General features: G+C 64.4%; 9 protein-coding genes (1 of these 9 running past the window's edge). 4 read left to right on the forward strand and 5 right to left on the reverse strand.

Translation table 11 applies throughout. From position 1 onward, the window contains the following. Window positions 1-7: 7 nt before the first annotated feature. The 3 genes from ACSQ8R_RS19845 to ACSQ8R_RS19855 all read left to right on the forward strand — a co-directional run bounded on the left by ACSQ8R_RS19845 (window position 8) and on the right by ACSQ8R_RS19855 (window position 5,342). Window positions 8-2,035, forward strand: a complete 2,028-nt coding sequence (locus ACSQ8R_RS19845; protein WP_436254945.1) for a hydantoinase/oxoprolinase N-terminal domain-containing protein — start codon at window positions 8-10, stop codon at window positions 2,033-2,035. A gap of 102 nt (window positions 2,036-2,137) precedes the next feature. Then, window positions 2,138-3,058 carry a LysR family transcriptional regulator gene (locus tag ACSQ8R_RS19850; RefSeq protein WP_436255529.1) on the forward strand — a complete coding sequence of 307 codons (921 nt, stop codon included), beginning with the start codon at window positions 2,138-2,140 and terminating at the stop codon, window positions 3,056-3,058. A gap of 112 nt (window positions 3,059-3,170) precedes the next feature. Then, a complete protein-coding gene (locus tag ACSQ8R_RS19855) occupies window positions 3,171-5,342 on the forward strand; it encodes a malate synthase G (RefSeq protein WP_436254946.1) in 2,172 nt (723 codons plus the stop codon). A gap of 224 nt (window positions 5,343-5,566) precedes the next feature. Here ACSQ8R_RS19855 and ACSQ8R_RS19860 read toward each other — a convergent pair whose 3' ends face one another. Beyond that, on the reverse strand, window positions 5,567-6,238 hold the full coding sequence (locus ACSQ8R_RS19860; RefSeq protein WP_436254947.1) for a L,D-transpeptidase: 672 nt from the start codon (window positions 6,236-6,238) through the stop codon (window positions 5,567-5,569). 178 nt (window positions 6,239-6,416) lie between these two features. On the opposite strand from ACSQ8R_RS19860, the gene ACSQ8R_RS19865 reads away from it, so the two are divergent. After that, a complete protein-coding gene (locus ACSQ8R_RS19865; RefSeq protein ID WP_436254948.1) occupies window positions 6,417-6,905 on the forward strand; it encodes an MmcB family DNA repair protein in 489 nt (162 codons plus the stop codon). On the opposite strand, the gene ACSQ8R_RS19870 is transcribed toward ACSQ8R_RS19865, so the two are convergent. From ACSQ8R_RS19870 to ACSQ8R_RS19885, 4 genes are all read right to left on the reverse strand, one after another. Further along, window positions 6,906-7,481, reverse strand: coding sequence for an ActR/PrrA/RegA family redox response regulator transcription factor (locus ACSQ8R_RS19870; RefSeq protein ID WP_038591703.1), 576 nt, complete (start codon window positions 7,479-7,481; stop codon window positions 6,906-6,908). A 67-nt stretch (window positions 7,482-7,548) separates the two neighbouring features. Next, window positions 7,549-8,865 (reverse strand): ActS/PrrB/RegB family redox-sensitive histidine kinase, encoded by a 1,317-nt coding sequence (locus ACSQ8R_RS19875; protein WP_436254949.1) that lies wholly within the window; start codon window positions 8,863-8,865, stop codon window positions 7,549-7,551. A gap of 85 nt (window positions 8,866-8,950) precedes the next feature. Beyond that, window positions 8,951-11,437 (reverse strand): ATP-dependent helicase HrpB, encoded by a 2,487-nt coding sequence (gene hrpB / locus ACSQ8R_RS19880; RefSeq protein WP_436254950.1) that lies wholly within the window; start codon window positions 11,435-11,437, stop codon window positions 8,951-8,953. After that, window positions 11,434-12,270 carry the 3' portion of an ornithine cyclodeaminase family protein gene (locus ACSQ8R_RS19885; protein ID WP_436254951.1) on the reverse strand. The gene runs 120 nt beyond the window's last position, so only the last 837 of its 957 coding nucleotides appear in the window; its start codon lies off the right edge, out of view — the gene reads right to left on this strand; its stop codon occupies window positions 11,434-11,436. Before ACSQ8R_RS19885 ends, hrpB begins: the two co-directional genes overlap by 4 nt.

A 12,270-nucleotide genomic window follows, 5' to 3' on the forward strand; every position in this document is an offset into this window, starting at 1 on the left:
TTTTCGCGTGGCTTTTTCCTCTCCTTCCGGCCCTCTCCTTCTCGGGATCGATACCGGTGGCACCTACACGGATGCCGTGCTGTTCCGGGAAGGCGAAGGCGTCGTCGCCAAGGCGAAATCGCTGACGACGCGGCATGATCTGGCGGTGGGTATTGCCGGCGCCGTCGATGCGGTGCTGGAGAAAAGCGCGGCACCCACCTCCGCGATCGGCCTCGTTTCGCTCTCGACCACGCTTGCCACCAATGCGCTGGTCGAGGGGCAGGGGGGACGTGCCGCCTTGATCATGGTCGGTTTTGTCCCGGAGGATCTGACGCGGGGCGGGCTTGTCGAGGCGCTTGGAAATGATCCGGTGGTCTTCCTGCCCGGAGGGCATGACGTGCACGGCAACGAGACGCCGCTCGACATGGCGGCCCTGGAAACGGCGATGCCGGCGCTCGCCGGAACGGTCTCGTCCTTCGCGGTCGCCGGTTATTTCGCTGTCCGGAATCCGGCTCATGAAATCCGGGTGAGGGACCGTATCCGCGCGCTTTCGCATCTGCCCGTCACCTGCAGCCATGAGCTTTCGTCGAAACTCGGCGGTCCTCGCCGTGCCTTGACCACGCTTCTGAACGCCCGGCTGGTGTCGATCATCGACCGGCTGGTCGGCTCCTGCGAGGGCTTTCTGGCGGCGCGCGGCATTACGGCGCCGATGATGGTGGTGCGCGGCGATGGTGCGCTGATCTCGGCTGCCGAGGCGCGGCTGCGGCCGATCGAGACCATCTTGTCCGGCCCCGCCGCAAGCCTCGTCGGCGCGCATTTCCTGACTGGGCTCGATCAGGCGGTGGTCTCCGATATTGGCGGCACCACCACGGACGTCGCGGTTCTCGATGGCGGGCGGCCAAAACTGGCGGAAGAGGGCGCCGTGGTCGGCGGCCATCGAACGATGGTGGAGGCCGTGGCACTGCGCACCTACGGGCTCGGCGGCGATTCCGAGGTCCATATCGACGACCGCGGCCTCGAAGCCCGTCTCACGCTCGGTCCGCGCCGGCTTCTGCCGCTGAGCCTTGCCGCGATGGCGCATGGCGAGGTCATTCTGTCGATGCTGGAAAGGCAGCTGCGCGCCAGCCATGCCGGACGACACGACGGCCGCTTTGCGGTGCGAACCGGCGTGCCGGATGTCATGGCCCAGGGCCTGCAGCCGCCGGAACAGGCGCTTTTCGCCCGCATCGCTGCGGTGCCGGTTTCGCTCAACGAGCTCCTGACGATGAATTCGCAAAGGGCGGTTCTCGACCGGCTGGTCGCAAGAGGGCTGGTGCATCTCTGCGGCATCACCCCTTCCGATGCGTTGCATGCGCTCGGCCACCAAGACCAATGGCGCGGAGATGCAGCACGGTTGGGACTGGAACTCGCCGCCCGGCGCAAGGACGGGGCGGGGCGCGAGATCGCTGCTTCCCCGGAAGACTTGGCTCAGAAGATCGTGAGCCGGCTGACACGGCAGTCCTCCGAGGCCGTGCTCGCCGCCTGTTTCGCCGAGGACGGTGCCGAAGCCATCGATCCAGCGGTTTCGCTGGCCGTCGATCGGGCTTTGAAACGGGTGCCCGGCATAGCCCGGTTTTCTGTCGCATTGGATCGCCCGCTGATCGGGCTCGGCGCCTCGGCACCGGTCTATTATCCGGCGGTCGCGGATATGCTGGGCGCGCAGTCGGTCATTCCGGCCGATGCCGACGTCGCGAACGCGGTCGGCGCGGTGGTCGGCCAGGTCCGGGCCAGCGTCACCATTGTCGTCACTTCCCCGGAAGAGGGTCGATTCATTGGGTCCGGAGCGGGCGAGCGCGTTTCGGTTATCGGCGAAACGGAAGCGCTGACCATCGCCCGCGAGCGTGCGATCACCGCCGCGCTCGCTCAGGCGAAAGCGGATGGGGCCGGGGACGCGATCGTGACGGTGTCGGAAGAACTGGATGCGCCGGAAATCGAAGGCTCGCGAAAGTTCGTCGAGGCGCGGATCACCGCCGTTGCCGTCGGTAGGCCGAGGATCGCCGTTTTCCAGGCGGTTTAGCCATCCCGGGTTCCTCGACGCCTGGCGTGGACCACCTTTAAGGACTATTCAAAAAGGCGTAAACAGGCTGGTATTTATTCCAGCCGGGAAAAAATTACAGTGATCACCAATCTTGCCGACCTGGAAATCTTCGTCAAAGTGGCGGCCAGCGGCAACATGTCGGCGGCGGCAAAGAGCCTTGGCATTTCCCCGGCGGTGGTTTCGAAGCGTATCAAGCGACTGGAGGAGCAGCTCGGCACGCGCCTCCTGCAGCGCACCACCCGCCAGATCGGAATGACCGATGCCGGCAAGGGCTTTTACGACAGGATCGCCAATGTCCTGATCGGGATCGAGGATGCTGAGCAATTCGTCTCCGGCCGGTCGACCGAGATCGCCGGCAATCTGCGCATATCAGCGCCGACCTCTTTCGGGCGGATGCACATCGCGCCGCATCTCCCGACATTCATGCAGGCAAACCCGCATCTGTCGATAGACCTGATCCTTTCGGACGAGTTCACGGATATCATCGCCCAGGGTTTCGACGTGGCGATCCGCATATCCGAACTGAAGGATTCGAGCCTTGTCGCCCGCAAGCTGGTCCAGGTCCGGCGCATCCTCTGTGCCGCGCCCTCCTATGTCGCCCGCCATGGCGCGCCGGCAAGCATCGAGGAACTGGCGAATCACCACTGCCTGACGGCCCATAATGGTGAACCCTGGAGGCTCGAAGGGCCGAAAGGTCCATTGGTCTATCGGCCGGCCGGGAGACTGAACACCAATTCGAGCGAGGTCATCCGCGAAGCGGTGATCGCCGGGCTCGGTATCGCCTTGCGATCGACGTGGGATATCGGCAACGAGCTCAAGGACGGGCGTTTGGTGAGTGTAATGCCCGGATACGAAGGCTCCAGAAATGTCTCGGTCTCGGCGGTCTATCCAAGCCGGCAGCATCTCCCCTCCAGGGTCCGTGCATTTATCGAATATCTGGCGGAACTCTATGGGCCGACACCTTATTGGGAGCGGCATTCCCCCGATCCGGGCCGGAAATAGCGCTAACGGCCGGGATTATTTCCAATACGGCATAAGTCATTCAATATCTGTGCAATTGCAATTTCGCTCGCGAACAAAGACAGTCGGCGACATAGGAAATTCGGAGGAACCGATGGCTCGAATCGAAAAAAATGGTCTCGCGATCGACGAGAAGCTCCACGACTTCCTGGTGAAGGAAGCGTTGCCGGGCACGGGTGTCGATGCCGACCGGTTCTTCTCCGAGTTTTCGAAGATCGTCCACGACCTGGCCCCGAAGAACCGCGACCTGCTCGCCAAGCGCGACGCCTTCCAGGCAAAGCTCGACGGCTGGTACCGCGAGAACGGCGCGCCCGGCGATCTGGCGGTCTATGAAGCCTTCCTGCGCGACATCGGTTACCTGTTGCCGGAAGGGCCGGACTTCACGGTCTCGACCGACCGGGTCGATCCGGAAATTGCCGAGATTGCCGGGCCGCAGCTCGTCGTTCCGGTCATGAACGCCCGTTATGCGCTGAATGCCGCCAATGCCCGGTGGGGTTCGCTTTACGATGCGCTTTACGGCACCGACGCCATTCCCGAGACCGACGGCGCCGAAAAGGGCAAAGGCTACAACCCGGTTCGGGGCGCCAAGGTCATCGCCTGGGCGCGTGACTTCCTCGACCAGTCGGTGCCGCTGTCCGGCGCGAGCTGGACCGACGTCACCTCCTTCGTCGTTACCGATGGCAGGCTGACGGCCGCGGCCCAGGACGGCAGGACGGTCAATCTCGCCGATCCGGCCCAGTTTGCCGGCTATCTCGGCGAACCGGCAGCGCCGACGCAGCTGCTTCTCAAGAAGAACGGCCTGCATGTCGAAATCCACATCGATGCCACGACGGCGATTGGCAAGGACGATCCGGCCCGGATTTCCGATGTCTGGCTGGAATCGGCGCTCACCGCGATCATGGACTGCGAGGATTCGATCGCCGCCGTCGATGCCGAGGACAAGGTCGTCGTCTACCGCAACTGGCTCGGCCTGATGAACGGCGACCTCCAGGAAGAGGTGAGCAAGGGCGGCAAGTCCTTCATCCGCAAGCTCAACCCCGACACGACCTTCAAGTCGCATGCCGGCGGCGACGTGACGGTCAAGCGCCGCTCGCTGATGCTGATCCGCAATGTCGGCCACCTGATGGCCAATCCGGCGGTGCTGGACAGCGAGGGCAGGGAAGTGCCGGAAGGCATCATGGACGCCATGGTGACGGCGCTGATCGCCATCCACGACATCGGCTCCAACGGACGCCGCCAGAATTCGCGGGCCGGCTCCATGTATGTGGTGAAGCCGAAGATGCACGGGCCGGAAGAGGTCGCCTTCGCCTGCGAGATCTTCAGTCGTGTCGAACAGGCGCTCGGCCTGCCGACCAATTCCATGAAGATGGGCATCATGGACGAGGAGCGCCGCACCACGATCAACCTCAAGGCCTGCATTCGCGAGGCGCGCGAGCGCGTCGTGTTCATCAATACCGGCTTCCTCGACCGCACCGGCGACGAGATCCACACCTCCATGGAAGCCGGCCCGATGATCCGAAAGGGCGACATGAAGCAGGCGGCCTGGATCGCGGCCTACGAGAACTGGAATGTCGATATCGGCCTCGAATGCGGCCTGTCAGGCCATGCGCAGATCGGCAAGGGCATGTGGGCCATGCCGGACATGATGGCGGCGATGCTGGAGCAGAAGATCGCCCATCCGAAGGCCGGCGCCAACACCGCCTGGGTTCCCTCTCCGACGGCGGCCACGCTGCACGCCACCCACTATCACAAGGTCGATGTTGCCGCCGTACAGGCCGGTTTGAAGAGCCGCACCCGCGCAAAACTGTCGGATATCCTCTCCGTGCCGGTCGCCGTCCGGCCGAACTGGACGCCGGAGGAAATCCAGCGCGAGCTCGACAACAATGCTCAAGGCATCCTCGGTTATGTCGTCCGCTGGATCGATCAGGGCGTCGGCTGCTCCAAGGTGCCGGACATCAACAATGTCGGCCTGATGGAAGACCGCGCGACGCTGCGCATCTCCGCCCAGCACATGGCGAACTGGCTCTATCACAAGCTGGTTACGGAGGAGCAGATCGTCGAGACGATGAAGCGCATGGCGGGCGTCGTCGACGGCCAGAATGCCGGCGATCCGCTCTACATGCCGATGGCCAGGGATTTCGACGGCTCCATCGCCTTTCAGGCGGCGCTCGACCTGGTGCTGAAGGGCCGCGAGCAGCCGAACGGTTATACCGAGCCGGTGCTCCACCGCCGCCGGCTCGAGCTGAAGGCGAAGCTCGCGAGCTAACCTCTGCCCCTCATCCGCCTGCCGGCACCTTCTCCCCGCACGCGGGGAGAAGGACGCAAGACGCGACCTCTCCATCTTTCCCCAATGTTGCATGGTCCACGTCCCCTCGCCCCGCGCGCGGGGAGAGGGTTAGGGTGAGGGGCAAACGCCAAACCAATAGCAAAACGAAAAAGGCCGCCTGGGAATATCCCGGCGGCCTTTTCGTATTCTCGTCTATGTCGTGATTACTGGATCACGACGACCTTGGTTTCGCGGCCCGGACGGACGCGGCTGTAGAGGTCGATGACGTCCTGGTTGATCAGGCGGATGCAGCCCGACGACGCGGCGGTGCCGATCGAGTTCCATTCCGGCGTGCCGTGCAGGCGGAAGAGCGTATCCTGGCCCTTTTCGTTGAAGAGGTACATGGCGCGCGCACCGAGCGGGTTGCTGAGGCCGGGGCCCATGCCGTCTTCGACGTATTTGGCAACGTCGGGACGACGGCCTGCCATTTCCTTCGGCGGATGCCAGGTCGGCCATTCCTGTTTCCAGGCGACGTAAGCCGTTCCGGACCAGGCAAAGCCCTGCTTGCCGACGCCGATGCCGTAGCGCATGGCCTTGCCGTTCGGCAGGATGTAGTAGAGATGGCGTTCGCGCGTGTTGACGACGATCGTGCCCGGCTTTTCGCTGGTCTGATAGCTGACAATCTGGCGGACGAACTGCTTGTCGACCTTGTTGATCGGGATCGCCGGAAGCGTATAGCCCGCGTCTCTCACCGAGCCATAGGAGTCGGTGAAGATCTGTTCGGTATAGGAAGTCGTGGCAACCTGGGTGCCGCCGCCGGGAACCGTGGAGGCGCAACCGGCCAAGGCAGCAGTTGCCAACAAGCCGAGTGCGAGCATGCTAGTGCGAAAGCGCATGGAGATCTCTTGGATAAACGAATCGATTTAGACGGGCCTCCGGCCCACCTTTGATGACGGGTTATTTTCGATTAAACTACGCTTGGCAAGCGCTGCAGCGCATCAAAACAGAGCCGGCGCATGATTGAAAAAGGCCATGGCGTTTTTGCAACATCATGGAAGCGGTTTTCGGGATTCTATGACTATACTCAACCTCGCCAGTAATAATCCATTAATAGATGGCCGCCAGTCGGCTCGCGCCATGCTGGTGCGCAAGGGCGTCCAGATCCTGCTGCATGACATGCGGCATGCGATATTGCCGGAACTCGTGCTGTCGAGCGGAAGGCGCGCCGACCTGGTGACCATTTCGGAAAAGGGCGAGATCTGGATTGTCGAGATCAAGACGTCGATCGAGGATTTCCGCGTCGATCGCAAATGGCCGGAATACCGCCACTTTTGCGACCGCCTGTTTTTCGCCACGCACAAGGATGTGCCGCTCGACATCTTCCCGGAGGATTGCGGGCTATTCCTCTCGGACGGTTATGGCGGGCATCTGCTGCGAGACGCACCGGAACACAGGCTGCCGCCAGCCACCCGCAAGGCGATGACGCTGAACTTTTCCCGCGCCGCCGCCCAGCGCCTGATGCTGGCGGAATGGGCGACCGGCAAGAGTTTCGACGAGCTGTAACTATTTCGGGGCGCGCTTGGCGAGGATGCGCTGAAGCGTGCGGCGATGCATGTTGAGCCGGCGGGCCGTCTCGGACACGTTGCGTTCGCACATCTCATAGACCCGCTGGATATGTTCCCAGCGCACGCGATCCGCCGACATCGGGTTTTCCGGCACGTCCGCCCGCTCGCCCGGCCGCTGCGTCAGCGCCCCGAAAATGTCGTCGGCATCGGCAGGCTTGGCGAGATAGTCGAGCGCACCGAGCTTCACGGCCGTGACAGCGGTGGCGATATTGCCGTAGCCGGTCAGCACGATCACCTTGGTATCTTCACGGCTCTGGCGGATCGCCTCGATCACGTCGAGCCCGTTGCCGTCTCCGAGGCGCAGGTCCACCACCGCATATTTCGGCGGCCGCGCCTTCGTCTTGGCGATGCCTTCCGCGACGGACTCCGCCGTATCGACCAGGAAGCCGCGGGTCTCCATCGCGCGGGCCAGCCGCCGCAGGAAAGGGCCGTCGTCATCGACGATCAGCAGCGACGGGTCTGGCCCGAGTTCGGGATCGGCATGAACCTTGGTCGGTTCCGGGTGTGTTTCCATCTCTTTTTTCTCCGCGGGTTTCAAAAGGCCCGCTTGCCTTTTCATTATCATCGGCCGGCCGGCCGGCTCACTTCAAGTCCTGCGCTTCCATTACCGAGCGGGGCCATTCGATATGGATGCGGGCGCCCGGTTCGCCGCTGTCGCGGTTGCCGAAGCGGATCGAGGCGCCGGACCGTTCGAGCAGCGTCTTGGCGATGAACAGCCCGAGGCCAAGTCCACCGGCCCGCTCGTCTTCCCTGGGCCTCTTCGTCATATAGGGTTCGCCGATCCGCGAAAGAATATCCGGCGCATAACCCTGCCCGTCGTCCTCGATGGTGATCGCCACCCGCTCGACATCATGCTCGACCGTGACGATCACCTTGCTCCTGGCGTAATCGACGGCATTTTCGATCAGGTTGCCGAGCCCGTATAGAATGGCGGCATTGCGGTTGCCGACCGGTTCGTTGGCTCGGTCGTTCTTCTCGACGAGTTCGATCTCGATGCCGAATTGCCGATGCGGCGCCATCACCTCCTCGATCAGGGAGGAAAGAGGCAGCCGGCGCATATGTTCCTCGCTCTCAGCGGAAAGCGAGGTGAGCCGGCGAAGAATGTCGCGGCAGCGCTCGCTCTGGCTTCGCAGCAGCATCACATCCTCGCGGAATCGATCGTCGGGACCGAGCTCGCGCTCCATTTCCTTGGCGACGACGCTGATGGTCGCAAGCGGGGTGCCCAGCTCATGGGCGGCGGCGGCGGCCAGCCCGTCGAGCTGCGAAAGATGCTTTTCCCGCTCCAGGACCAGTTCGGTCGCCGCCAGCGCGTCGGCGAGCAGCGTGGCCTCGTGGCTGACGCGATAGGCATAGAAGGCGGCAAACATCATCATCGAGGCGATCGAACACCAGACGCCGAGCTGCATGACCGGCTGGATCCGGAGCGGTTCGCCTTCGTACCAGGGAACCGCGTAGGGGGAAAAGGCGAGTATCGTGGTGCAGGTCAGCGCAAAAACGATCAGCACAAGCGAATGGCGCAGTGGCTGAGAAGCAAACGCGATAATGACCGGAACGCAGATCAGCGGCGCAAAGGGATTGGCAAGGCCGCCGGTGATGAACAGGAGCGCGGCCATCTGCAAGAGGTCGAAACCGAGCAGCGCCAGCGCCGATTTCGGGCCAAGCCGGTGGGTCGGCGGAAACCAGGCCGACAACACAAGATTTGCGGCCGCAAGCGCGCCGACCAGTATGGCTGCTTCCTGAAGCGGCAACGGAAACTGCAGCAGCAGCCCGACAATGACCACGGTAATCGTCTGGCCGGCGACCGCGAGCCAGCGCAGCCGCACCAGCGTCTGAAGTCGGATCCGCCGGCTGGAGGGGCCGAATTGCGCAAAACGCACTGAAGGACTGTCTACGCTCACCGTCTGCTCTTTACCTTGCCTTATATAAGTGACCCGAGGCCGCCTTCATAAACCGGCCCGGCTTCAGGTCGCAGGCGGCATTCTGTCACGTCCCGCGTGGTTTGGCACGTGTCGTCGGCGCAGCTCCGGCCGGGTCCTCCGGCCAGGGATGTTTGGGATAGCGGCCGCGCATTTCCGCCCGCACATCCTTCCATGAACCGGCCCAGAAGCCGGGCAGGTCCCGTGTCGTCTGGATCGGCCGATGCGCCGGCGAGTTGAGCTCGAGCAGCAGCGGCAGCTTTCCGCCGGCAATCGCCGGATGTTTCTTCAGCCCGAACAGTTCCTGCACCCGGATCGCCAGGACCGGCTCCTCGCCGTCGTAGCGGATCGGATGCCGCTCGCCGGTCGGCGCCTCGAAATGCGTCGGCGCCAGCTTGTTGAGGTCCTGGGAAACCTCGTGCGGGATGAGCGACCGCAGCCCTTCCGAAAGACTGCCGGAATTGATGGTGTCGATACCCGACGCACTGCCCTGGAACGGAACGAACCAGTCGTCGAGCCGCGCGAGCAACGCCTCGTCGCTCATATCCGGCCAGGGCGCGCCGATCGACCGGTTCAGGAAGCCGATCCGGTCGCGCAATTGCGCGCCTTCCTTGGAGAACGGCAGGACCTGGAGCCCCAGCTCCCGCACGCCGTCCGCCAATGCCTGCGCCGCCCGTTCGCCGCTCGGTCGGGGCAACGGCCTTTCCTCGAAGATGATGGCGCCGAGCCGCGTCACCTTGCGGGCCCGCACCTGCCGGCTCGCCCGGTCGAAGAAACATTCGTCGCTCTCGCGGATCGCGCCGGAAAGCTCGGCTTCCACACCCGCCCGGCTGATTTCCGCAGCGGCGAGAATGCGCGCCTGCGCCGCCCGCCCGGTGAGGTCGGCGATGACCAGCATCTGCGCTGCCGCCAGCCGCTCGGTCTCCTGCAATTCGGCGCCGCGCCCGTTCGCCATCACGAACCGCCCCCGCCCGCCGCGCTGCAGCGCGATCCGGTCCGGATAGGCATGCAGAAGCAGGCGCCCTGCCGGGACGGTCTCGGTCGATTGCGATCTTTTCGGCAGGTTCGACGCGATCCTGTCTGCAAGCTTCCTTGCAGCGTCGGCCCTGTCGCCACGTTCGTTGCGGAACCGCCGCAGCCGCTCGTCGAGATCGATGTCGCTGCCGCCGAGCCCCTGCTCGGTCAGGAGCACCGCAAGCAGGCTTGCCTGCCTGCCGAAACCCTCTTCCGCGGCCGAAATCGCCATGGCCGACAACCTGGGCGGAAGCGCCAGTTCGCGCATCAGCCGGCCCTTTTCCGTCAGTCCGCCCTGCGGGTCGAGCGCGCCGAGGTGGCTGAGCAGTACCTTTGCCTCATTGAAGGCCGGCCCGGGCGGCGGATCGAGAAAGGCAAGCCCCCTCGGATCCTGTACGCCCCAATGGGCAAGATCGAGAACCAGGCCGGAAAGATCGCTCGCCAGAATCTGCGGCGGGGTGAAAGCCTGCAGCGCCGCCGTCTGCCCTGGATGCCAGAGCCGGATCGCAATGCCCGGCTCGGTTCGTCCGGCGCGGCCCGCCCGCTGATCCGCCGAGGCGCGGGAAACACGCACCGTCTCCAGCCGGGTGATCCCGGTCGAGGGCTCGAACACCGGCAGGCGCTGTTGCCCGCTGTCGATGACGATCCTCACTCCATCTATGGTGATCGAGGTTTCGGCGATCGACGTGGCCAGCACGATCTTGCGCTGACCGGCAGGCGCCGGCCGGATCGCCAGGTCCTGTTCCTTCTGGGAAAGATTGCCGTAAAGCGGCACCACCACGGTCTCCGGCCCGAACCGGCCCGCAAGCCGCTCGGCGGTCCGCAGGATTTCCGCCTGTCCCGGCAGGAAGGCGAGGATCGAGCCGGTTTCGTTGGAATGCGCTTCGGCGATCGCCCGCGTCACGGCATCCTCGATCCGTTCGTTCGGCGCCCGGTCGCGATGTTGGATGTCGATGGGGAATGTTCGGCCTTCGCTCTTGATGACCGGGGGCTCGCCGAGCAGCCCCGCCACCCGCTCAACATCCAATGTCGCCGACATGACGAGGACCCTCAGATTGTCGCGCAGCGCCGACTGCACGTCGAGCGCCAGCGCCAGGCCGAAATCCGCGTCGAGCGACCGCTCGTGGAATTCGTCGAAGATGACGGCCGAGACGCCGGAAAGCTCCGGATCGTCAAGGATCATCCGCGCGAACACGCCCTCGGTCACCACCTCGATCCGGGTCCTCGCCGAGGCCCTGTTGTCGAGCCGCATCCGGTATCCGACCCGCTCGCCCACCTGTTCGCCGAGCAACGACGCCATGCGGGAGGCCGCCGCGCGTGCCGCCAACCGACGTGGTTCGAGCAGGATGATCTTTCTCGCGCACCACGCCTGGTCGAGCAGCGCCAGCGGCACCAGCGTCGTCTTGCCGGCGCCCGGCGGCGCCGAGAGCACGGCCCGCGTGCCCTCGGCCAGCGCGTCCATTATGTTGCTCAGCACTTCGGTGACGGGAAGTCTCGGCAGGCTCCTGGTGATCGGACCCGCCTCCTGCGTTCCGGTCATCGGCTGGAAACCTGCCCGGTCGCATGGCGATAGGCAAGTATGGCGCCGGCAAGATCCTCGAGCGCCGCGCCGACTGACTTGAAGAGCGTGATCTCTTCAGGGCTGGTGCGGCCGGGATGTTTTCCATGCGCCAGTTCGGCAAGTTCCGCCTTGATCCCGTCCTTCGCCAGCGCACCGCTTTGCAGCGGCAGCACGATATCGCCGCCCTCCTTCATCGCCCCCGCACGCGTATCGACGAACACCGATGAGCGCCGCACCGCCTCGTCGTCGCTCTCGCGCATGCTCGGCTTGAAGGCGCCGACCAGATCGAGATGCGTGCCCGGCTTCAGCCATTCGCCGCGGATCAGCGGCTCGCTCGACAGCGTCGCGCAGGAAATGATGTCCGCCTGCCCGGCGGCATCGGCGAGATCCTCGACGGCCACCGCATCGAGCCCGAGCATGCGTGCCTCGCGTGCGGTTTCCTCAGCCTTCTCTTTATGACGCCCCCAGATGCGGAAATGTTTGAGCGGCCGGGTGACCGCATGCGCCTGCATGAGGTTGAGCGACAGGCGCCCGGTTCCGACCATCAGCATGGTCTGGGCATCCTCGCGCGCAAGATATCTTGCCGCGAGAGCGGAAGTCGCGGCGGTGCGCCGTGCGGTCAGCTCGCCGCCCTCGACGATCGCCAGCATTTCGCCGGTCCTGCCCGATGACAGGAGATAGCTGCCGAAGATGGTGGAAAGCGACCGGAGATGGTTGTCCGGAAACAGATTGAGGATCTTGACGCCGATATGGTCGCCCGGCACCCAGGCAGGCATCAGCAGCATGACCGCATTTGCCTCGCCCGGCACCTC

Source organism: Neorhizobium sp. LjRoot104 (genome assembly GCF_964253725.1).
GTDB lineage: Bacteria > Pseudomonadota > Alphaproteobacteria > Rhizobiales > Rhizobiaceae > Neorhizobium.

Excerpts from the sequence above, each read along its gene's own strand:
- ACSQ8R_RS19855 (WP_436254946.1), top strand. The coding sequence starts at position 3,171 with ATGGCTCGAATCGAAAAAAATGGTCTCGCGATCGACGAGAAGCTCCAC.
- hrpB (WP_436254950.1), bottom strand. The coding sequence starts at position 11,437 with ATGACCGGAACGCAGGAGGCGGGTCCGATCACCAGGAGCCTGCCGAGA.
- ACSQ8R_RS19865 (WP_436254948.1), top strand. The coding sequence starts at position 6,417 with ATGACTATACTCAACCTCGCCAGTAATAATCCATTAATAGATGGCCGC.
- ACSQ8R_RS19870 (WP_038591703.1), bottom strand. The coding sequence starts at position 7,481 with ATGGAAACACACCCGGAACCGACCAAGGTTCATGCCGATCCCGAACTC.
- ACSQ8R_RS19860 (WP_436254947.1), bottom strand. The coding sequence starts at position 6,238 with ATGCGCTTTCGCACTAGCATGCTCGCACTCGGCTTGTTGGCAACTGCT.